Source organism: Mucilaginibacter pocheonensis, assembly GCF_031456535.1.
GTDB classification, from domain to species: Bacteria; Bacteroidota; Bacteroidia; order Sphingobacteriales; family Sphingobacteriaceae; genus Mucilaginibacter; species Mucilaginibacter pocheonensis.
The window spans coordinates 13,978-37,664 of record NZ_JAVDUU010000002.1 but is presented as its reverse complement, the minus strand read 5'-3'; the positions used below and the strand labels follow the sequence as shown (position 1 = coordinate 37,664).

Below are 23,687 nucleotides of genomic sequence, written 5' to 3'. Positions count from 1 at the left end.
GTCTCAGATTTCCTGTCTCACATCTCAAATCTAACAAACAATGACTTTCGAAGAGTTTTTTAAAAAGAAAAAGATCGATCTGCCAGCCCTGCAACAGGGTGAGCAATCTCTGTATTCTGAATTTAAAGCTCATTACGAACAAATGGGCGAAAAAAGTTTCGATCATACCAAAAAGTATTGGTTTAATAAATTAAGGAGACGGTTTCCGGCGCCACCTGAAATAAAAGCCGAAAAGGTTAGAATAGAAAACCCCCTGGCCGAACAAACTATTACAGAAAGCCTCACAGAGCCTGTTGCCCCAGCGCCAAAATTAGGCTTCGCGCCAAAATTCCGGGCTGCCGGTGGAACCAGGCCCACTGAAGAAAAACAGGAGCACAAACCCGAGGAAACTTCGGCACCTATTGAACCAACCGCCGCCAAACCTGCATTTAAGCCTCGTTTTAACCCTGGCATGGTTAAACCAAAACCAACTGAGGATAGTGTGACACCTGATGAAAAGCCGGAGGTAAAAGAAGAAAGCACTACAACGACACCCGAAGGCGAAGCGGCAAAACCGGCGTATAAACCACGCTTTCAACCCGGCATGGTAAAACCTAAACCTGATCAGAGCAAGGAACCCGCGCCGAATGAGAAGTTAGAGAATAAAGAAAATACACAAGATACCGAAGCTGTTAAGCCTGCATATAAACCTCGTTTTCAGGCGAGCATGGTTAAATCAAAACCCGTTGAAGGTGAAGAAAAGCCAGCGGAGAATAAAGCAGATTTACCTCCTGATGCTGACGAACCTGGTGCCAAACCTGCTTATAAACCCCGTTTTCAGGCAGGCATGGTTAAACCCAAACCTGCCGAAGGTGAAGAAAAGCCTCTCGAGGATAAAACAGATACACCTCCTGATACCGAAGAACCTGCCGCCAAACCTGCCTATAAGCCCAGGTTTAACATGAAAAACCTGCCTCCCAAACCAACCGAGGATTAATATTTGGGGTACGGTATTTACTTATTGTGCGAAAACAACCAGCTAAGCAGGTCGGGTTCTTTAAAGGCATAATCCCAACTATTATGATCAACCCCGGGGTAAAGGGTAAATTTAGGATCGCCGCCGGCTTCTTTAATGGCAGCTACCATTACTTCTGAGTGATCTGCCGGTACTACGCTGTCTTTGCTGCCATGAAATATCCATAAAGGAACCTTCTTTGCATATTTTTTAGCGTTCAAAGTATTGTCACCACCGCAAATGGCGAAGGCTGCTGCAAATAGCTTTGGTTTACGGCCTATAATCTCAAATGTGCCCATGCCACCCATGCTAAGGCCTCCAACATAAACCCGGTGTTGGTCAACAAATGGCTTATCCAAAAACTGGTCAACCAAACCAAGCAGCAATTGCATGGCTATAGTAGGCTGTTCATTCACCTGGAAAATAAATTTTCTTTTATGGGTAGCCGAGTCGGTTTCCTGCTGCACGTTTGACCAATAACTGTTTGTGGGGCATTGCGGAAAAACAACAATGGCCTGGTATTTTTCACGTACACTATCCTGTGAAAGGCGTTTGGCCCCATACTTTAACTGCGATTCATTGTTATTACCCCGTTCGCCGGCGCCATGCAGCACAAACAGCAGAGGGTATTTTTTGGTAGGATCAAAATGTTTGGGAAATAATAAGCGGTAAGGTAGTGTGTCGCCTTTTAAAGTAAAGCTGCCTCTGTCAAAAGATGAGAGGTCTTGTGAGCGCGCCGAAAAAGAAAATGCTAAGAATAAACTTAGCATTCCTATAATAAAGTTTTTATGAGCCATTTAATGCTTTTAATTTGTTTTTCAGATGTTAGTTAAACAAATTTAACTTCTTTTGATTTACATTTTTTTAATATTTTTTTGACCGCTTGTTTTGAGGCAAAGCATTTTTTAATTTTTAGCCATTGCGGGGCTTGTAAAATCCAGCTTTTTAAGGCCGTTTTGTATTTCGGGGCAGCTCATAAACAATTTCCATAACAAGCCGGTTCGGTAGTTCTCAATCATCACAATGATCGGCCCCTGATCAATAGCCAGGTATGATTTCGCATACCAGTTGTGCGATTCGCTAAATGCATCAACAAAACCGTATTCGCCCCATATCTTATCGCCCAGATCATAATAAAAATGACGCAAGGCTTTCATGGAGTACTCCGGGGTATAAGGAAATGCAGACAGCGCAGCTGTAGGTGTTATTACGCCCAGGTCATTAGTAGGTGAGTGTGCGTTATAACCCTCAAAGTTATCGCTTGCGGTAAGGCCCCAGCAGTTTTCGCCATAGCCTTTAAATTTTTTAGGATTATCAACACAATAAGCGTGATTGATCAGTGTATGATTTTTGTTTTGTTCCCAGTAATCGGCATACCGGTCTTTTAACCCTTTAGGGTTTAGCCCCAGGAATGAGTATTGCGAAAAGAAAAGCGGTCCGCCATAATCAAATCCCAAAGGAAGTTTGATGCCATAAAAGGTTTTGCCATTCTTAAAAAAGTCGCTTTGTGCCCAACCGCGGTGATATACATCAGCACTAACCGGATAGCGGTTTGCCGATGCCGCCAGCACATAGGTTATCAGGCATTCATTAAAGCCATGTATCGGGAAATTCATAGCCCAGCCATTATTGGGCGACCAATGCCAGTACAACGCATCTCTTCCATCACGGGTGTACCAATCCCATTCCATTTCGCCCCACATCCAGTTAATTACATCACGTATACGCTGCTCCTTTGGGTCATCGGCGGTAAAATACTGGCGGGCACATAGCAATCCCTGAAACAAATAAGCCGATTCCACAATATCGCCGCCGTCATCTTTACGGCCAAATGGGATTATTTTGCCGGTTTCGCCATTCATCCAGTGCGGAAAAGCGCCATGAAAAGAATTGGCTTTATATAAAAAGTTAACCATCTTCACCATACGGTCAACAGCCTGGTCATGGCTTATCCATTTACGGCTATCGGCAACTATAAGGGCCATTATACCAAAGCCGGAGCCGCCGGTGGTAACCACTTCGTCGCCATAGTCGAACGATGTATTGCTGCGTTCGCGTGCAAGGCCGCTTACCGGATGCCCAAAATCCCAGAAATACCTAAATGTTTGGCGTTGCACCACATCAAGCAAGGCGCTATCGGTAAGGTTTTTTATAATGCCGACAGGTTTAATGCCTGTTGTAGTATTTTTAGCATTTTTTTGAGCAAAACAACTTATGGCAAACAGCAGTATAAATGGAGTAAATAATATTTTTTTCATGTAAGCTATATATGTGAGGTACTAAGATCAATCACAGGTTAAAAAGATTGCCTGGAAGGCAGGCAATCTTTTTAATTTATCAACCAACTATTTAGTACCCTGGATTTTGTTTTAGTCTGCCACCGCTTAGGTCAATTTGTGTTTGCGGGATGGGAAATAAGGCATATTTGGCAGCCCATGTTTTACCATGTGCAGCAAACGCTGCTGCTGCCCGGCCTGGCATTACCGCGTCCTGGCGAACAATGTCAAAGAAACGATCATGTTCTTCGGCCAGTTCCATGCGGCGTTCGTGCCATATTGTTTGTAACGACGCTGTTGCAGCAGGTAATTTGGCCCTTGTACGCACCAGGTTCAGATTAGTTTTGGCTTCGTCGATTCTGCCCAACTGAAAGGCTGCTTCGGCATTAATGAGTAATATATCCGCGTAGCGTAAAATACGTACTTGTTTTGGCAGCCGATCTGTACTGCCGCCACAATTATCTTCGGCTGTACGGCTATGGTATGCTTTATAGCTGTAAAAGCCATTTTGAACCGAATCGCGGCTTGGAATACGGAATCCATCCCATAGTACAGTACCGTGGTCCTGTATAGTAATTACAGTGGCCGCTTTACGTACATCGCCTGCTTCGTACTCGCTCAATAAACTTTCGGATGGGTTATTAAAGCCAAAGCCAAGGTCGGCCCAGCCAAATTTACCACCGGCACGCGGCCCCTGCGATACGGTGTACAAGTTTATGCCTGCTGTACAGCTTTTATTGATACCAGCCTGTATCTCAAAAATTGATTCAGCGTTATTATTGCCTCCGTCACCATTAACAGCCTTTTGTCTCCATATTAGCGAGTAGTCTTTAACCAATGAATATTTACCGCCATCCATAACCGCTTTTGAAAGGTCATAGGCTTTCTGGTAGTTTTTCATATACAGATAAACCTTAGCTTCTAAAGCCTGTGCCGCACTTTTGGTAGCGCGGCCAACATCAGTTGCTCCTTTGTCGGGCAGATTGGTAACCGCAAAATCCAAATCGCTTACTATAAATTTATATATATCATCGGCCGTAGCACGGGTTTGGTATTTATCCTGATTGGCTTCACTTGCTGATGGCAATTTGTCAAGCAGCGGTACGCCGCCGTATAAGCGTACCAGATTAAAATAAAAATATGCCCTTAAAAACCTCGCTTCGCCAATGAGCGCGTTTTTTGTAGTTGCGTCAAATTGGGCATTTTGCAATTTATCAAGCGCCTGGTTAGCACGCGCCACACCCTGGTAATATCCGGTCCAAACGTTGTTCACCACACCATTTGATGCTGAGGTTTGCAGGTTGTCAATCTGTTTGGCATCGCCATAATCATCGGGTGAACTTCCTTTGTCAGCATCGTCCGAAGCTATATCGGTCATGATCACAAATTGAAAGCTATCAATATCAGGTTCAAAACCTCCAATGTAAAATACATTGTAAATGCCTATAACCAGATTTTTGGCTTGATTTGGGTCTGAGGCAATCTGGTCCTCTGTTATTTTTGCTTGCGGAGCTACATCCAGGTAGTTTTTACACGCACTAAGTGTTGCGGTTACAACCAGCATACAAGCAGCTATAATGTTTAATTTTTTATTATATGTCTTTTTCATAATGCTGAAAATTAAAATTGAAGGTTCACACCAAAAGCAAAAGTGCGTGTTACCGGGTAGTTGACATTATCAATGCCAGCCTCTGTAATGCCAGTATTAACATCGTCATTAAATAACTCAGGCGATGAGCCGCTGTAACGTTTTAAAGTGAACAGATTTTGTGATGTGAGATAAAACCTCAAACGTGAAATATTTGCCCGTTTAAGTAATTCGGATTTTAGGGTATAGCCTAAGGTTAAATTATTTAAACGCAAATAAGCACCAGATTCAATAAAGTAAGTTGATGGCGGGGTAGAGCCTGTAATTACATTAGGATCGGTATTGGATGGTTTAGCTGTGGTAAAACGGCTGTCTGCGTAGCTGGCTTCAATGTTGTCATTTTCAGTTCCGCGGGAATTCTTTTTACCATTGTAAATTTTATTGCCCCAGTTGCCGGTAAAATCTGCACTGAGGTCAAAACTGTTATAGTTAACGCCAAAGTTAAAACCCCCATAGTATTTTGGCTGATAGGAGCCTGCATAAATGCGGTCGTTGGCATCAATAATGCCATTGTTGTCGATATCAGCATACTTTAGTCCACCAATTTTATTGGCTTCAAAAGAATTGGTAGGAGCTGCCGCCACTTCGGCTGCGTTTTGAAAAACACCGGTTGACTGCAATACAAAATAGCTGCCAATAGGATGGCCATTATCAGTTTTGGTGACCTGGCGTGAGTTAATACCGCCGCCAAATAGTGCCTGACCGCCGTTTAAACCTATCACATTGTTTTTGTTGTAGCTAATATTTGCACCAACATTGTATGAAAGCTTATCATTGATCTTATCATTCCATTTTAAACCTACCTCAAACCCTTTGTTGCTATATGACGCTGCATTGGTGATGTACGTGTTATCTGGGTCGCCTAATATGCCGGGTAAACCCACTTTGGTTAAGGCGTTAGAAACTTTTTTGTTATAATAATCAACTTCACCGCTTAACCGGTTATTTAAAAAGGCAAAATCTAAACCAAGATCAAATTGCGCCGTAGTTTCCCATTTTAGATTGGTATTTTTAATATCCTGTATTACGCTGCCAAGATTTAGAGTTCCGTTGTTAAAATAGTAAGGCAGGTTTGAAGTTGCTGTAATAATATAGAGTGCCTGGTCAATGTTGTCATTACCAAGCTTACCATAGCTTGCCCGTAATTTCAGCTGATCAAATATGTGGTTATCTTTCATAAAAGATTCCTCTGAAATTACCCAGCCACCGCCTACAGTATAAAAATTGCCCCAGTGCTGATTAAATTTTGAGCTGCCGTCACGGCGGAAAGAGCCACTTATCAGATATTTATTTGCATAGCCATAATTTACACGACCAACAAATGATTGCCTGGTAAATAATCCGCCGCCGTTATCATCTTTCGCATTAACATCAGGGTTTCCTAAATTCAGGTACCATTGATCCTGATTGGCAGGAACGTCCTGACGTGTACCATTAAGAAAGTTTGATTTAAATTTTTCGGTAACCATACCACCTAATACTGTTATATGGTGATTGCCGTAGCTTTTATCAAAAGTGATGGTGTTATCCCAGGTGTACTGGTATGAGTCATCATTCTGAACAAATAATGAGCTGTTGTTTTGATTTTGGTTACCACCGCCAACGGTAAATGTATTATTATCAGATAGAAACTGGTATTGATAATTTTTTTGATTATTAAACTTAATATCGGCGTTAAAAGCAGAGTGCAGAGTAAGTGAACTTATGGGCTTATAATCAAGGGCAACATTGCCTTGTACCCGGTTACCAAGCGTAAACCTGTTCGCTTTGTCTAATTGCAGCAGTGGATTACTGACATTGCTCCATGCCGATGTGTTACCATATTTACCATCTTGAATCGCCGGGATAATTGGGGCGGCCCTATAAACATTACCATAGATGGCATTAAGGTCAATTGTACGCTCGGCAGCACGACTAAGGGATAACTGCTCGCTAAATTTTAGCTTTTTGGATATGTTGATATCATTGTTTGCGCGTAAAGTAAAGCGCTGGAATCCGTTGGTTTTAATAACGCCCTGGTCGTCAAAATAATTGGCGCTTATAAAATAGGTATTTGTTTCACCACCCCCCGCAACTGAAATATTATGATTTGTGGTAAAAGCTCTGCGTGTAACCTCCTTGGCCCAATCGGTGGTGCCGGGAATAGTTAAAGGAGCCTTATCATCTGACGCAATCTTTGTTGGACTGGCATCTTTTAAATAATCAACATATTGGGCCCTGTCTGCTAATTTAACCTGATTGGCAACTTCTCTGAAACCCACGGTTGCATCATAGCTTACTACAGCGGGGCCGCTTTTGCCTTTTTTGGTGGTTATAATAACCACGCCGTTAGCTCCACGAACACCATAAATTGCTGCAGAAGCATCTTTCAATACATCAAGGCTCAATATATCATTGCTGTTAATATTGCGGATGTCATCGGTTAGCACACCATCAACCACATAAAGGGGATTAGCACCCGCAAGCACAGAACCCGTACCGCGGATACGTAAAATTGGCGATGAGTTTGGCCTGCCTGATGACAGTACCTGCACACCAGACACCTTTCCCTGCAAAGCCTGGGTGGCTGTTTGTACAGGTTGCTTGGCTAAAAGGTTACCGTTTACGCTGGCAACAGAACCGGTTACGTCCCTTTTACGCTGGGTGCCATAACCAATAACTACAACCTGCTGCAGTTCTTTGGCTTCGGCTTGCAGTTTTACCGTTAATTGGGTTTGGTTGTTAACAGGCAACGATAGGGTTGTATAACCAATATACGTAAATACAAGTGTTGCATCGAGAGGTGCTGTAAGTGTGAAAGCACCATTCACATCGGTTTGTGCTCCTGTGGTGGTTCCTTTAATGGAAACGCTTACGCCAATTAAGGCTTCGCCTGTTGCCGCATCGGTAACTTTTCCTTTTACCGGAGCATTTTGAGCGAATGAAGTGTTTGCAAAAAAGAAGCAGAATAGCACCAACACAGAAATAGTAAAGATTCTTTTCATAGTGGTTAAAGTAAGTGTTTGAAATAATTGGTTTATTATTTGACAAAGCTGGGCAGATATTACGCTTTTATCAAAAATATTAACTCTACATTAATACATCATATAGAGAACACTTTCTCAGTAGTTATGTTTTTTATTTTTAATAAATTGATTATCAATTTATTAATATATGATGGTGTTTATTATACATACTACATACAGTACGTATAATATATAAAGCGTAATGAAGGGTATGAGAGGTAATGATGTAGTGTTATAGCTCGATGAGAAACTCAACCAGGTTTTTATCATGCTCCAGATTGAGCTTTTTACGCAGGCGGTAGCGGCGTATTTCAACACCCCTGAGCGATATATTTAAAAGCGAGGCCATCTCTTTGCTGCTCATGTTCATGCGCAGGTAAGCGCACAATTTAAGATCGTTTGGAACAAGGTCGGGGTGGTCTGATTTGAGTTTTTTGAAGAAGTTTTCATGCGCCTCGTTAAAACTTTTTTCAAAGATGTTCCAATCACGCTCATCATTCATACCCTCGTCAATTACCTTTTGTATGCGGCGCAGCTGATCATCGGCCAGCTTTTTTCCGGTATTGTCTTTCAGATGGATTATCTCTTCACTAATTTTTTGGAGCAATTCATTTTTATAAACCAGGTTCATGGCCGAGTTAGCCAGTTCGCGGCTTTTGCTGGCCAGGTCGGCCTGCAGTTGTTCATTTTTTATATTGATGATATGCTGTTCATTGGCGATAGCTTCCTGTTTTAAAAATTCTTCTTTTTCTTTTTGCATTTTTTCATGCAGGTGCTGCTGGTGGCGTTTTAATTTAAAGCGGTAATAATGCCGTATGAGGTAGTAAGCTAAAATCAACAGCAAGGTATAAAAAACCATAGCAGGCTTGCCGGCATACCATGGCGGCAGCACGGTAAAGGTTAAAGTGCTGATTGCTGATATATTCTGATCGTTTATTTTAGCGCGTACTTTAAAGTGGTAGGTGCCCTGGTCAAGGTTTGTAAATTCTTTTTCGCTTTGCGGTGCCCAATCAGACCATTGCCTTGAGTAACCTTCTAAATAATACTGAAACTTGATTTTAGCCTGTTTGTAATAGGGTAGCGAATAAGCAATACGGATATTGTTTCGGGCGTAGGGGATCTCAATGAGATTATGTTCGCTGTTAATATCGCTGATAACGGATACCTTATCGGTTACATTTTCAACCCGGCATATTAATACCTGTGGAATTTTTATTTGATTGGGAAGCTGCGAGTCGCCATCGTTCAATATCACAAAGCCATCATCAATACTAATGAGGTAGGTTGAATTATTAATGCGGTTTATGGTTTCATAATGCTGAACCATCTGGCCGTTAAGTACCGTAAAGCTATTGGTATCAATACTGAGCTTGCCGGGCACAGAAAGATCGGTCAAAGCCACGTGCCCCTGGTTAATAAACCAGAATTTTTTACCTATCGCTTTTATTATTTTACCTGATGCCGAAAATGACCCCAGTTTTTTATTGAGCTGTGTGTATTTAAAAAAGCGGTCGGTTATATCGTCATAGATATAAAAACCTGAATCTGACGAGAACACCACCCTGTTATCCAGATCAAACACATTTACATTATAACTGCCAGGCAAACCATAGCGCTCATTATAGTATATTTTAGAGGTTACTTTTTTAAGATCGCTGCTCAGTGTTAATTTGTAAATGCCCTTATAAGCATGGCTTACCCATATTTGCCCCTTGCTATCCTGCACCACATAGCGGGAGGGCTCGCCAAAGCCATCAATCTTATGGCTGAATATCCAATTACCTGAGGCGTTCTTTTTATAAATGACCAAACCAGTGTAAGTACCTTGTATCAGCATATCCCGCCCTAATTTTTTGATGGTCCACCCGCCGGTTGCTGTCGAAATTTTAGTGATGGCGTTTCCGTTTACCTGGTATGTACCATCATTATGGCCGCAAAGCAGACGGCCATCCTGTAAAGAAAGATCCCATACCTGCCCCTGTGAGCCAGGAATAAGCTTAAAGTCAAAAGATTGGAAAAGTTTTTTATTGTCTGGTATCCAGTCGCTGTAAAAAAGCCCCTGATTGGTACCCAGGTATATTTTGTTGTTGAATATAATGCTGGCGTAAACGGTTCCAAACCTGCCGGTTTTATCAAAATAAAAATATAAGGGCGAATTAACCTCAATACGATCTATACCATTATCAAGCCCAGCCCAAAGATTTTGTTCACTATCGGTATATAAACTTAATACGGTGTTGTTTTGCAAGCCACTTAATTTGTTAATGTGCTGTACAACATTGCCCGCGGTATCAATTATTACAATGCCATTTAAAATGGTGCCATAGGCAAAGTATTTGCCTGGTATAAAAGCGCCATTATTAAGTTGATAGGTTTTTAAAAAGTCATTAGCCTGGTTGGTCCAGGGTTTTATACTTTGGCCATCGTAAATGAACAGGCCATTTTTTGCAGTGCCTATAATATATTTGTTACCCTGAAAAGGCAGTATGGACAATACGCCGCTATTGCCTAATACGTTACTACCCTGCACATACTCCAGGTGGTTGTTCTTTAATTCAAACAGCCCAACAGTTAACTGCTCAATAAAGAAACGTTTATCGGCTTTAAATAAAAACAGATAGGGTTTGGGAGTCTTTATTACCTTGATACTTCCATTTGAATAAATAAATATGGCACCAAACGACTGAAAGATAACCCTGTCGCCATCAACATATATTTTCCATATCTCCTCGGTAATGGGACGGTATTTTTTAGGTACCAGGTTTATTAGCGAGTTATATTTAAGAAAGCCTTTGTTATTATCCTGCCAGTAACCAAACTCGCCAAAAGCTCCCGCGTAAATTTTGCCGCGGCCGTCGGCTGATACTGAGCGTACAATGAGGCCGTTTGGCATGTGGTGCTGTTGCCAGTACTTTCCGTCAAAACTTAGCAGCCCTTCGGCATTGCCAAAATACATAATGCCATGCTCGTCGCGCGTTACCGACCAGTTTTGGTTGCCCGACTGGTAAATGTTTTTGGTATAATTTTGTACATATGGAACGCCTATGCTTTTTATATCAGCAGCCCGGGTGTGCCAAACTACACTACAAAAAATACTTATTAAGATCAGGGTGTATTTACGCATAGGTAATGGAAATGGCCGTGCTATTAAAAGCGAATCAATTTTACGAAATTAAGGCTTGCTAAAAAAATAAAAGCCTACCGTTTGGGTAAGCTTTATGCGATATGCAAATGTTAATCAGCTATTTGCAGGTTGTTTTTCTTGGCCGTATTTACAGGTTGGGGTACTTTAACATAATAACCGGTTCCGTCATATTCCCTTTTGCGGGGATGGCTTTGGCAAGCCTCACTGCAGCAGCCGTCCATTTTTGTGCCGCATTCATCACATTGAGTAAAATGCTCGTTGCACTCGGGGTTGGCGCAGTTGATCATTTTCGGAGTTGTTTTACCGCAGTTTCGGCAGGTTGATATCACTACCGGGTTTACGCTGTTCACATCTACCGAAAGGCGGTTATCAAAAACATAACATTTACCTTCAAAATCTTTACCACCGGCTTCCTTACCATATTTAATAATGCCACCATGCAACTGGTAAACCTCGGGGAAACCCTCGTGCAATAAAAGCGCCGATGCTTTTTCGCATTTGATGCCGCCGGTGCAATAAGTGAGTATTTTTTTATCCTTGTATTTGGCCAGCTCGTTGATCATTGCCGGGAAATCCCTGAAGTTTTCAATATCGAGCGTTACTGCATTTTTGAACTTACCTAACGAGTGTTCATAATTTGAACGCACATCTAAAACCACCACATCGTCGCGGTCTTTCATTGCCAAAAAATCTTTTGGTTCCAGGTGCTTGCCTGTTTGCTGCTGTGGATTGATAATATCAGGATTGCGCAGGCCGGAGTGTACAATTTCGGATTTATAACGAACATGCATTTTTACAAATGACGGCACGTCAACTTCATCAATCTTGAAATCGATGCCGGCAAACCTTGCGTCGGCATGAACGGTATCCATGTAAACTTTGCAGGCTTCGGCTGTGCCCGAAACAGTACCATTAAGTCCTTCGGCAGCTACAATAATGCGACCGGTTAAACCTAACCCTTTACAAAATTTTAAATGATCGGCAGCAAATTGCTCCGCATCGGCTATTGTTGAATAACAATAGTACAGTAGTGTATTATATATTGCCATAAACCATTGATACTGTTGCAAACAGTGTTAAATGAGGCGCAAATATAAGATTTTTAGGCGAAAGGGTAAAAGTTTAGTGCTAACACAGCATTGTAAAAATCAACAAGATATTATTTGATCATCCAACAAGGAAACCTTTCACCTCTCCAATTACCTTATGCCATAAAATATCCTGAAACCCTGTATATATTTCTGGTTGCCTGCGTATGATATGCCATAATCTACCCTGAAGATGAGGCGCTGTACGCCTACATAAAACTCACGGTAGTTTCGGTTGTTTTTTACGGTAAGGTAATTAGCACCAATGACCTCTTCAAGTTTCAACTTTCTTAAAAAAGGGATATGGTTAAATACCGACCCGGCAAAATTATGCTGGTAATGCGCCTCGAGGAAGGCCCCATTGGTGCTGTAAGTGTAAAATGGCAAAAAGTGAAAGCTACCCACATAGGTTGGATCAAAAGTTAAACCCTGGTTACCTAAAAAGTGGTTATAGTCCATATAATAGAGGTTATTGTCATTAAAAAAGCCGCCGGCAGTTAGTTTAAAGGACGAAAAACCCGTTAAACCAACCCTGATATGGTCCTGTAAAATATCAACCGACGCAAAATCATAATCAACATCTGAACCAAATGCCCCCTTAATACCTTTGCGGTAATTTAGCTTTAAGGTTGGATATTTTGATGGAATATTGAATTTGCCTGTGGGGCGGGTTTCATATCGCTGATCGAACGTAAAAGTTGCCGAGGCCTCAAATGTCAGCGCCTGGTTTTGCGGGAATAAAATTGAATGGTCATCAGCAGGGGTGCCCACCGGCGCCAGCGGGTTGTTTGATGTATATTCCCGGTCCTTTACATTTTTGATATGCCCAAACGCGGTATTATATAGCTGACTTCTGCTGGCGTATGTAACGTCGCCATTGAGCAGTACGCCATTTACTACTTCGCGCTGGTAGCCAAACTGGCCGTATTGCGAGCGGTAATATTTTACATAGTTATTTTCGCTGAGCAGGGTACTTAGTGTATTAAAATATAACGATCGCGTGCCAACATTGTTCAAATCGAGCACATCACTGCCTAATCCGGCAAAAAATTTAGCGTTATGAAATGGGTCATTCCTGTATTCATTATATATGTTGGCGCTAAACAATTTGTTTGAAAAACCGTAGCGCACTGCCGGCGTAATACTAAAGGAATGAAAATCATCAATGGTATGGGTATATCTTATTTTGGCGTTTATGCCAAAACCCTCAACCGTGTTATAATAAAAGGTTTGTATAAAAGGATATATATATAAAGAATCCTTATTGCTGCGGTTACTTGCATTATAGCCAAATATCAAATATCCCGGATAATTAATATGGTTTTTGGTATGCTGAAGGGTATCCAGATACTGATCGGTTTTTTGGTAGGCTGTTACACTATCTTTTTTATGATAATCACGCGCTTCTGGTGCGGTTAAGGGTACAGGGCGCAATGACGCCCAGTAGTTTTCTTTTTTGGAGTTCGCGGCAGTATCGATTTTTAATATCTCGCCGGTAAAAAAACCGGGAGGAAAAGTAGGGTTAATTTTATAGTTATTGTAAATGGCATTGTAATACCCGCCAAACTTAAACCCAAATACTTTTCCCTTAAAGTTAAACTGGGCCGAAGCGGGCATCCACACACTATCGGTTATCGCAATATATTGCTGCCTAATTTGCAGAGTATCAACCAGGTTTAGGTTACTCATTTTATTGGTAACATACAGGTCGGCGCTGTAAATGCGCCAGTCGCCGTCAACAATGTAAATATTACCCTGAAAGTATTGCCCATGCTGCCTGCGCGGTATTACCTGTATCTTATCAATGGTATGGCCGTTGTCAACTGATACCCCAAGGAGTTTATATCTGTAAAAAATATGGGCATAGGATGCCACGGGCGACACAAAGCCCCTGCTGCTCAATCCGTTGATAGTAAATACGTTCTGGTAAAAGTTAACCTGAAGGTCCGAAGCCTTATTATAACTGAACGCGGTGTTTTGCCCGGCTGTCCGGTTAGCGATAGTTACCTCTTTAACCTTGTCGGGTTTTTGATAGCTGAAATCAGACAATGATTCCTGTTGATAAAGAATACCTTTGCCATTTGAGTCGAGGTCAAGTGTGCGTATAACCTCTTTTGATAAAAGCGCTTTGGGGGCGCTTAATAATTTCTGTACACCTTTTACATAAACCGCACAGGAGTATGAAGCAGCTTCTTCTACATAATACTTACGTTTTTTTATTACCTGTTTCATAATGGTATCGGCCGCATCCTGATTTTTCCGGTATATGGTTGCCACACGGTCGGTTGCAAAAACCTCGTCGTCCATTTGTATATCCAGCCGCTCGTCATGATCGGTTATAGTTACTTTTACTATCTTTTCATTATATCCAACAAAGCGGTAAATAACATTGTAGGTACCCGGGCTAAGTTTAAACTGATATGCACCATCTTCATTTGCAGTGGTACCATAGGTTGAATTTCTGATGTAAACAGACGTAAATGGGATCACATTGTTTTTTTGATCAGTTATATTGCCCGATAGCAAATATTGCTGAGCCGTTGCGTTTATAGCACATAAAGCAATAAGAAATAATAGTAGGTGTTTCCTCATATTTTATAAACAATATTCTTCCATAAATCATGAATACTTTTTGCCTCTAAAATGTTTTAAAATAGCTTAATAAATATTTAAGGTTCAATTAACCTTATCAAATGCGCATGAATGCTTAATTTTGTACCCTTTAAACAGTATATAATATGTATAACACATTAAAGCCAGTTTTGCAGCAGGAGCTTGGCGACATTGAAAATGCCGGACTATATAAAAAGGAACGCATTATTACATCGGCACAGGGCGCTGATATTACTGTACAAGGTGGTAAGCAGGTAATAAATTTTTGCGCCAACAATTACCTGGGGCTTTCGGGCAACGCTCAAGTGGTGCAGGCAGCAAAAAACGTGATGGATACGCATGGTTACGGCTTGTCGTCTGTTCGCTTTATTTGTGGCACACAGGATATTCATAAGACCCTAGAAGCAAAAATATCCGCATTTCTGGGTACTGAGGATACTATATTATATGCCGCGGCATTTGACGCCAATGGCGGCGTTTTTGAGCCATTATTTAATGAGCAGGATGCCATTATATCTGACGAGCTTAACCACGCGTCTATCATTGATGGTGTGCGCTTATGCAAGGCCCAGCGCCAGCGTTACAAACATGATGATATGGCCGATCTGGAAGAAAAGCTAAAAGCAACAAAAGATCTTCGCCACCGTATTATTGTTACTGATGGCGCTTTTAGTATGGACGGAACTATCGCCCAGCTTGATAAAATTTGTGCGTTGGCTGAGCAATACAATGCTTTGGTGATGATTGACGAAAGCCATTGCTCTGGCTTTATGGGCAAAACCGGTAGGGGCACCCATGAGCACCATAATGTAATGGGCCAGATAGATATCATTACCGGTACTTTAGGCAAAGCTTTAGGAGGCGCGTCTGGTGGTTTTACCTCGGGCCGTAAAGAAATTATTGAGATGCTGCGCCAGCGCTCGCGCCCATATTTGTTTTCCAACACGCTTGCCCCGGCTATAACCGGCGCTTCAATAGCCGTGCTGGATATGCTGAGCGAAACTACGGCTTTGCGTGATAAGCTGGAAAATAATACCCGGTACTTCCGCCAAAAAATGACCGAAGCAGGCTTTGACATTAAGCCCGGTGTACACCCAATTGTGCCCGTAATGCTATATGATGCTAAACTGGCACAGGAGTTTGCGGCAAAAATGCTGGAAGAAGGAATTTATGTTATAGGCTTTTATTATCCGGTTGTGCCGCAGGGCAAGGCACGTATCAGGGTGCAGCTATCAGCCGCACATGATATACATCATTTGGATAAAGCTATAGCGGCATTTACAAAAGTGGGCAAGGAGTTGGCGGTAATTAAATAATAAGTACCGTTTTTTTATATTTGCACACTTGTTAGTATCATGTTAAGGTAATTCATGATAACATGACCATCATCAGTCGCGGTTTTTACTGCCGTTAATTTTAATAATAACAATAGCAATGCAAGCTCAAATTGATCAATATACTGCCGAAATAAACGCTTTTTCGCCGGCTAATGCCGATGAACTGGAGGCATTCCGGATAAAATTTTTAGGTACCAAAGGAATTATAAAAGATCTTTTTGAGCAGTTTAAAACCGTTGGCCCCGAAGAGAAACGGACCTTTGGAAAAGTGCTTAACCAGTTTAAACAACTGGCCGAGGCTAAGTATAATGAGTTAAAAGAAACTACCAGCTCAGAACTTACTGCTCAAAACTCCCAGGACCTTACTTTACCTGGGGATGATTTTGCTGTTGGCTCACGCCATCCACTGTCATTGGTGCGCAACGAGATCATTGATATATTTAAACGTTTGGGCTTTGTGATAGCCGAGGGACCCGAAATAGAGGACGACTGGCATAACTTTTCGGCCCTTAATTTCCCCGAAGAGCACCCTGCCCGCGATATGCAGGATACTTTTTTCATAAAAAAGAACAGCGGTAAGGATGATATAGCCCTGCGCACACATACTTCGTCGGTACAAGTTAGGATGATGGAGCATGGTAAACCACCGTTCAGGGCCATTATGCCAGGCCGGGTTTACCGCAATGAGGCTATATCTGCCCGTGCACATTGCTTTTTTCATCAGGTTGAAGGCTTGTACGTTGATGAAAATGTATCATTTTCTGATCTGAAGCAAACGCTTTATCATTTTGTACAGGAGCTTTACGGCGCGGGAACCAAGGTGCGTTTTCGCCCGTCATACTTCCCGTTCACTGAGCCATCTGCCGAGATGGATATATCATGCACCATTTGCGGTGGCGCTGGCTGCAACATGTGTAAACACACCGGCTGGGTTGAAATTTTGGGCTGTGGCATGGTTGACCCGAACGTTTTGGAAAATTGCGGTATCGACAGTAAAAAATATACAGGCTTTGCCTTTGGTATGGGTATGGAAAGAATAGCGAACCTGAAATATGTTATACGCGATCTGCGTTTATTTTCAGAGAACGACGTGCGCTTTTTAAAGCAGTTTCAAACCGAAATACTATGAGGAAACTCGTACTGGTCATATTAGCAAGCTTTTATTTTTTATCATGCGGAAAGGGTGGGAGTGTTGTGCCGAGTATTCCGGTAAACTTTCAAACTTCGTTTACTGACCCGCGGGTAAGCAAGCTTTCTACCCAGGGCGGTGCAGTTATAGTTAACGGATACGGGATTGCCGGCCTGGTAATTTACCGCAGGCCCGATGGTGTTTATGTGGCCTATGACAGGTGCAGCAGCTACCAGCCCGAAAAAAAATGCGCTGTTACAATTGACGATACGGGATTTACGGTTACGGACCCTTGCAGCGGCTCAAAGTTTTCATTGGAGGATGGTACTCCTGTAAAAGCGCCGGCCACAGCGGTGCTGCGGGCATACCAGGTAATAACAACCCAGTTCACAATTCAAGTTATTAATTGATATATGGAAGCCGATAAGATAAAAGATAGTATTAAGCGGGCTGCGCAGGACCTGTTCCGCAAATTCGGTTACCATAAAACAAGTGTTAACGAAATAGCCAAAAAGGCAAAAATAGCCAAGGCTACTATTTATAAATATTTTGACAGCAAAGAGGCCGTACTCCATATTTTATTAATGGATTATATAAAAGCCAGTGTTGACGAACTGGTGCAACATAATACGCCCGAGATGGATGAGGAAGCTTATTTGAATAACCTCATCATGAAAACCTGCCGCCTGTCATATACTGTATGTAATGAATTTATAGGTTGGGATTTTATCCGCGAATCAACCAATTCGCAGGATTTTTTAAAAAACTTGTCCAATGAATTGGAGGAGTTGCTCATGGCTTCCTTTATACAGCTGCCTGGTATTCGCAGGCACGAAACCTACCAGCAAAGGCTGCGCTTTTTAATTAAATGCAGCAAGAGCATCGTGTTCAGCTTTGCCTTTACCTCGGTAAGCGACTCGGATGTACGCAAAAACTTTGTTTCTTTTCAAAAGGAGATCCTTCCTTATTTGGTAAAGGCAGCTATTTCGGTTTAAAATTTCAAAAAAATTTATTTGGATTAACTAAATGTTATTTGTTACTTTGAATAACAAAGTACTTTTAATTATTTAAATAAGCGATAAGCTTTTGATAAGCCTTCTTTTTTGAATAAATACTTTGAAATGCAAAGTACTTTAAATATTAAAACATGAACCAGGAAGAATCACAAAAACGCGGACTGATGGACGGGCTCAAGGAGTCGGTAACTGTCAAATTAATTTTTATCAGCACATTGATCCTTGTGCTGCTGATACCCTCATCGTTAATTAACAGCCTCATAATGAACGGGCAAACCGGCAGGACGAAATGATTAAAGATGTATCTGATAAGTGGTCGGGCAGCCAGGTGATAAAGGGGCCGGTACTTATCATCCCCTACAAAAAGCAGGTGAAATTTGTTGATGCATCACAAAAGGAAAGCACCCGCGAGGTAATCGAGAACCTGTATATCCTGCCCGATAACCTGCATATCAAGGCTGCGCTTACCACAGAGATTTTGCACCGGGGTATATTTGATGTAGCCGTTTACAATTCTGTTGTAAAAATATCCGGTAATTTTTCAAAGGCCGATTTGAACCAGTTTTCCTTAACTCCCGATCAGCTTTTACTGAACAAGGCGCGTATCACCTTTAGTATAAGTGATTTGAAAGGGTTAAAAAATAACCCGGTTATAAAAGCCGGCGGCCAAACCTTAACTGCCGAGCCGATATTTGACAATACCTCATTATTTGGTGGCGGCTTGCAAACTGGTATTGATATTTCAGGCACACCAAATGGTGAAGTCCCCTTTGAATATTCGCTCAACTTAAAGGGTAGCCAGGAGCTAAGCTTTTTACACTTGGGTAAAATTACCGATGTTGAAGCCAGCGGTACCTGGAGCAGCCCAAGTTTTGACGGCCGCTATTTGCCCGATGAACGTAAAGTTAACGACAAAGGCTTTACTGCCCACTGGCGTATGTTGTATAATAACCGGCCGTTTCCGCAGCAGTGGGTAAATAATGATACCCTGCTCAGTACTGATAGAAAACTGGGTGATGCGGTGTTTGGTATAAAACTACGCCTGCCTGTTGACCAGTATCAAAAAACCATGCGCACCAGTAAATATTCATTGCTCATTATTACACTTACGTTTATTTCTTTGTTTTTAACGGAGGTGATCCGCAAGCAAAGGATTCACATATTTAACTATGTACTGGTTGGCGCGGCCATGATCATATATTATTCAATACTGCTGTCTTTTTCTGAGCAGATAGGTTATAACTGGGCTTACCTGGTGGCTTCGGTATCAACCATTACATTAATTACGGTGTTCATAGCATCCTTGCTGAAGAATAAAATGGCTGCCTTGCTATTTGCATTTATCCTGTCTGCTTTCTATCTGTTTATTTTTGTGATCATACAGTTAGAGGACTTTGCCCTGATGATAGGCAGTATAGCTTTATTTATAACTGTAGGTATCCTGATGTACTTCTCCCGGAAAATAGATTGGGATCGGCATTAAATAGAAGCACATCATATTTTAAAATTGATTTCAAATAAAATACCATATACCAATTTGGTTTTTGGTATTTTATTTACTATGTTAGCATAATAAATTTTACGGTCATGAGTCCCGAGCTAACAGAATTTTCAGATCTGATAGATGAGCAATTTGACATAGCCGATATGGATACAGATGATTTTGTATCCTATATATTGAGCCTGTTTGCATGAGTTGCTGATTCTATTTCCTGTAGTTCGCCCTTAAGCGGAGTGGAGGGCTATTGCCCGTTCATTACCCCCTCCAACTCACTGGTTCTTACTCTTGATTCCTCCTCATCATTTCAGGATTAAATAAATACGGTTAACTTTGCAGCCTGATGAATAAAGTTGCCAAACAGAAGTTTTTTGAAGATGTACGGATCATTGATATAGCCGAAGAAGGTAAAGGCGTAGGTAAAACCGATGACTTTGTGCTTTTTGTTGATAAAGCCATTCCCGGCGATGTGGCCGATGTACAGGTATATAAAAGCAAAAAGAATTTTGGTGAAGCCAAAATAACCACGCTGAAGCAGCCATCTGAATATCGTGTTGAACCATTTTGCGAGCATTTTGGTACCTGCGGTGGTTGCAAATGGCAACACATGACCTACCAGGCGCAATTAAAATTCAAACAGAAGTCTGTTGCCGATGCCCTGAGCCGCATAGCCAAAATTGATGTGGATGGTATAATGGGTATTGTTCCGTCGCCGGCCGACCGTTATTACCGCAATAAACTGGAATACACTTTTTCTGACAAACGGTGGCTTTATGACGGTGAGAACAAGGAAGACGAGGCTTTGAATATGAATGCCCTTGGTTTCCATATTCCGGGCCGGTTTGATAAGATACTGGATGTAAAACACTGCTATCTGCAGGCCGAACCATCCAATGATCTGCGTAACAACATTCGCGATTTTGTGATGGAGCAGGGTTATTCATTTTATAATCTTCGTAACCACGAAGGCGCCCTGCGTAATCTTATCGTACGTACATCGTCAACCGGCGAAATTATGGTAATTGTGGTGTTTGCCTATGTTAGCCAGGAGGAGGTGAGCAAACTGATGAACTTTATTGATGCCGGTTTTCCGGAGATCACTTCGCTGTTATATATCATCAATCAAAAAAAGAACGATACCATTTTTGACCAGGACGTTGTGGCCTTTAAAGGGCCGGAATACATTCACGAAGAGATGAATGGAATTAAATTCCGCATCGGGCCAAAATCATTTTATCAAACCAATAGCATACAGGCGCTCCGTTTGTATGAAATAACCCGCGAGTTTGCCGGCTTTAAAGGTAACGAACGGGTGTATGACCTATATACAGGTGCCGGAACAATAGCCAATTTTATTGCTGGCGCCGTAAAAGAGGTAATTGGTGTGGAGTATGTGCCTACCGCTATTGAGGATGCCAAAATAAACTCGGCCATTAATAATATCACCAACACCAAATTTTATGCAGGTGACATGAAAGATGTGCTGGTAGCGGATTTTGTAGCCGAACATGGCAAACCCGATGTAATTATTACCGATCCGCCGCGTGCAGGTATGCACCCTGACGTGGTTAACCGCCTGATGGAAATTGAAGCCGAAAAAATCGTTTATGTAAGCTGTAACGCGGCCACCCAGGCCCGCGACCTACTGGTACTTAAGGAAAAGTACGATACTGTAAAAATACAGCCTGTTGATATGTTTCCGCATACCCAGCATGTTGAAAATGTGGTGTTGCTGACTTTAAGAGATAAAGGGTAAGAGGATTAAAGGATAACGATAAAAGCAAAGCCGAAAGAAAGAAATCAGGGAAATTCTTTATTCCTAAAAATCATGGTTCAAACAAAATAACCAGATAAACAATAACTAAACGTAATTAAATAAATCAACGGTCAATAATATATGCAACCCGAAGATCTGCTAAACGAAGGTAACGACAGCCAGAAACCGGAAAAGGAAAGTCCGCTCATAAGCTTGGAGCGTGATCTTAAGATCTTTAAAGATTCCATTCGCGAGGTAGCTGTCGAAATTATGATGGAAGGGCTTTCATCATACCCTATTTTTATTGCCCACCAGCACGAATTGAGTTTGGGCGAAGTAATATTGGACAGGAATGACCTGAACTCCGAGTGGAGCATTCATGCCTCAACTCTCGAAGAATTTGAAGAACGCGGCGTAATTAAGCCTGAACTGAAAGATCGTTTTATCAACAGTTATAAGAATCCGAACGATTATATGTGTGTTTTTGTGGTAGTGCCAGAAGGCGCCAATTTTGTTTACTTTCCGTATGCGAAGTGATAATTTGAACTCTTTTGGATAGTTAATTTCATATATTTACGTTAGTATTTTTATTCTCAGTTATGCCCGAAAAGAAACTCCTGATATTAAACCAGCAACAGATACAACAGAAGATAGATCGTATTGCTTACCAGATACTGGAAGATAACTTTGACGAACAGGAGATACTGATAGCAGGGATACTACCACGTGGTGACCATATTGCCGAAAGGATCAAACGCATTTTAGATAATATTGCCCCGTTTACCACCACGCTGTTAACCATTGAACTGCAAAAACAAAGCAGCACACTGCAGGCAATTACTAATTTTGATATACAGGCGTGCAACAACAAAGTAGTGATATTGGTTGATGATGTGCTGAACAGCGGTAAAACACTGGCTTATGGCTTTGGCGTGTTTTTAGACGTGCCCCTTAAAAAGCTGCGTACCGTTGTATTGGTAGACCGCAATCACAAGAGTTTTCCCATCACTACTGATTTTGCAGGCATTGCCCTTTCTACCGTGATAAAAGAACATGTAGATGTGGTTTTGGATGAGGAAGGTGAGGAAGATGCGGTTTATTTAAGGTAGGAGCGTTAAACTAATGGCGCTGTCCGATTTCTCTGACTTCGAATAGCGGAGGGAATAGCAAGAAAAAACAATGTCATTTCGAACCTTTGAAGGGTGGGTCAGTGAATGGCAAGGGTTCGAAATCTTATACGTGTGGTAATCAAGCCGTACAAGATTTCTCTTCGCACCCCACTCAACCCAATCCTTGCTCATCGAAATGACAACGGAGAGAATGGTAATAAAAAACAATTTCGAACCCTTGGAGGGAGGGGCGGTGAAAGGCAAGGGTGAGAAATCTTATATGTGTGATAGTCAAACCGTAAAAGATTTCTCTTCGGACCCTTCTCAACCCACCCCTTGCTCATCGAAATGACAACGGAGAGAATGGTAATAAAAAAGCAATTGTCATTTCGAACCCTTGAAGGGAGGAGTGGTGAATGGCAAGGGTGAGAAATCTTATGCCTGTGAAAGTCAAGCTGTACAAGATTTCTCTTCGCACCCCGCTCAACCTAACCCTTGCTCATCGAAATGACAACGAGGAATGGTAATAAAAAACAATTGTCATTTCGAACCCTTGACGGGAGGGGCAGTGAAAGGCAAGGGTGAGAAATCTTATATGTGTGGTAATCAAGCAGTACAAGATTTCTCTTCGCACTCCACTCAACCCAACCCTTGCTCATCGAAATGACAAAGGGAGGAATCCGCTGCTCGAAGTCAGACAGAATAGCGTAGGGAATATCAATGAAAAAAACAATGTCATTTCGAACCCTTGAAGGGAGGGGCAACGAAAGGCAAGGGTGAGAAATCTTATACGATATGGAAGCCACCCTGCAGGTTGAATAAGATTTCTCCTCACACCCCACTAAGGCCACTGCAGTTCGTTCGAAATGACAACGGGGCGGATGTCTGCTGTTCGAAGTCAGACAGAACAGCGGAGGGAATGGCAATGAAGAAAAATATCATTTCGAACCCTTGAGGGAGGGGCAGCGAAAGGCAAGGGTGAGAAATCTTATACGATATGGAAGCCACCCTGCAGGTTGAATAAGATTTCTCCTCACACCCCACTAAGGCCACTACAGTTCGTTCGAAATGAC

Annotated in this window: 17 protein-coding genes; 10 read left to right on the top strand and 7 right to left on the bottom strand. The window is 41.9% G+C overall.

Annotation, left to right across the window (positions count from 1 at the left end):
• Window positions 1-40 precede the first annotated feature (40 nt).
• A complete protein-coding gene (locus J2W55_RS07065) occupies window positions 41-976 on the top strand; it encodes a hypothetical protein (protein ID WP_310093560.1) in 936 nt (311 codons plus the stop codon).
• A 17-nt stretch (window positions 977-993) separates the two neighbouring features.
• Here J2W55_RS07065 and J2W55_RS07060 read toward each other — a convergent pair whose 3' ends face one another.
• The 7 genes from J2W55_RS07060 to J2W55_RS07030 form a co-directional block, all read right to left on the bottom strand.
• Window positions 994-1,764, bottom strand: coding sequence for a carboxylesterase family protein (locus J2W55_RS07060; RefSeq protein ID WP_310093558.1), 771 nt, complete (start codon window positions 1,762-1,764; stop codon window positions 994-996).
• Between the two features lie 135 nt (window positions 1,765-1,899).
• Window positions 1,900-3,252 carry a glucoamylase family protein gene (locus J2W55_RS07055; RefSeq protein ID WP_310093556.1) on the bottom strand — a complete coding sequence of 451 codons (1,353 nt, stop codon included), beginning with the start codon at window positions 3,250-3,252 and terminating at the stop codon, window positions 1,900-1,902.
• 91 nt (window positions 3,253-3,343) lie between these two features.
• A complete protein-coding gene (locus tag J2W55_RS07050) occupies window positions 3,344-4,879 on the bottom strand; it encodes a RagB/SusD family nutrient uptake outer membrane protein (RefSeq protein WP_310093554.1) in 1,536 nt (511 codons plus the stop codon).
• An 11-nt stretch (window positions 4,880-4,890) separates the two neighbouring features.
• Window positions 4,891-7,902: a SusC/RagA family TonB-linked outer membrane protein gene (locus tag J2W55_RS07045; protein ID WP_310093552.1), complete on the bottom strand. Its 3,012-nt coding sequence runs from the start codon at window positions 7,900-7,902 to the stop codon at window positions 4,891-4,893.
• A 253-nt stretch (window positions 7,903-8,155) separates the two neighbouring features.
• Window positions 8,156-11,047, bottom strand: coding sequence for a triple tyrosine motif-containing protein (locus tag J2W55_RS07040; RefSeq protein ID WP_310093551.1), 2,892 nt, complete (start codon window positions 11,045-11,047; stop codon window positions 8,156-8,158).
• Between the two features lie 110 nt (window positions 11,048-11,157).
• Window positions 11,158-12,117, bottom strand: a complete 960-nt coding sequence (gene trhO / locus J2W55_RS07035; RefSeq protein ID WP_310093548.1) for an oxygen-dependent tRNA uridine(34) hydroxylase TrhO — start codon at window positions 12,115-12,117, stop codon at window positions 11,158-11,160.
• A gap of 150 nt (window positions 12,118-12,267) precedes the next feature.
• Window positions 12,268-14,748, bottom strand: a complete 2,481-nt coding sequence (locus J2W55_RS07030) for a DUF5686 family protein (protein WP_310093545.1) — start codon at window positions 14,746-14,748, stop codon at window positions 12,268-12,270.
• Between the two features lie 146 nt (window positions 14,749-14,894).
• On the opposite strand from J2W55_RS07030, the gene kbl reads away from it, so the two are divergent.
• The 9 genes from kbl to J2W55_RS06985 all read left to right on the top strand — a co-directional run bounded on the left by kbl (window position 14,895) and on the right by J2W55_RS06985 (window position 22,614).
• Window positions 14,895-16,085 (top strand): glycine C-acetyltransferase, encoded by a 1,191-nt coding sequence (gene kbl, locus J2W55_RS07025; protein WP_310093543.1) that lies wholly within the window; start codon window positions 14,895-14,897, stop codon window positions 16,083-16,085.
• A 118-nt stretch (window positions 16,086-16,203) separates the two neighbouring features.
• The gene (gene pheS, locus J2W55_RS07020) at window positions 16,204-17,235 is read left to right on the top strand and encodes a phenylalanine--tRNA ligase subunit alpha (RefSeq protein ID WP_310093540.1); all 1,032 of its coding nucleotides are present in this window, start codon (window positions 16,204-16,206) and stop codon (window positions 17,233-17,235) included.
• The gene (locus J2W55_RS07015) at window positions 17,232-17,645 is read left to right on the top strand and encodes a Rieske (2Fe-2S) protein (protein ID WP_310093538.1); all 414 of its coding nucleotides are present in this window, start codon (window positions 17,232-17,234) and stop codon (window positions 17,643-17,645) included. Before pheS ends, J2W55_RS07015 begins: the two co-directional genes overlap by 4 nt.
• Before the next feature lie 3 nt (window positions 17,646-17,648).
• On the top strand, window positions 17,649-18,230 hold the full coding sequence (locus tag J2W55_RS07010; RefSeq protein WP_310093535.1) for a TetR/AcrR family transcriptional regulator: 582 nt from the start codon (window positions 17,649-17,651) through the stop codon (window positions 18,228-18,230).
• A gap of 152 nt (window positions 18,231-18,382) precedes the next feature.
• Window positions 18,383-18,544, top strand: a complete 162-nt coding sequence (locus J2W55_RS07005) for a hypothetical protein (protein ID WP_310093533.1) — start codon at window positions 18,383-18,385, stop codon at window positions 18,542-18,544.
• The gene (gene creD, locus J2W55_RS07000) at window positions 18,541-19,734 is read left to right on the top strand and encodes a cell envelope integrity protein CreD (protein WP_310093531.1); all 1,194 of its coding nucleotides are present in this window, start codon (window positions 18,541-18,543) and stop codon (window positions 19,732-19,734) included. The genes J2W55_RS07005 and creD overlap by 4 nt, the downstream gene beginning before the upstream one ends.
• 358 nt (window positions 19,735-20,092) lie before the next feature.
• Window positions 20,093-21,505, top strand: a complete 1,413-nt coding sequence (gene rlmD, locus J2W55_RS06995) for a 23S rRNA (uracil(1939)-C(5))-methyltransferase RlmD (RefSeq protein ID WP_310093529.1) — start codon at window positions 20,093-20,095, stop codon at window positions 21,503-21,505.
• 141 nt (window positions 21,506-21,646) lie between these two features.
• Entirely contained in the window at window positions 21,647-22,042 is a 396-nt protein-coding gene (locus J2W55_RS06990) for a hypothetical protein (protein WP_310093527.1), read from the top strand.
• A 62-nt stretch (window positions 22,043-22,104) separates the two neighbouring features.
• The gene (locus J2W55_RS06985) at window positions 22,105-22,614 is read left to right on the top strand and encodes a phosphoribosyltransferase family protein (protein ID WP_310093526.1); all 510 of its coding nucleotides are present in this window, start codon (window positions 22,105-22,107) and stop codon (window positions 22,612-22,614) included.
• Window positions 22,615-23,687: the final 1,073 nt, after the last annotated feature.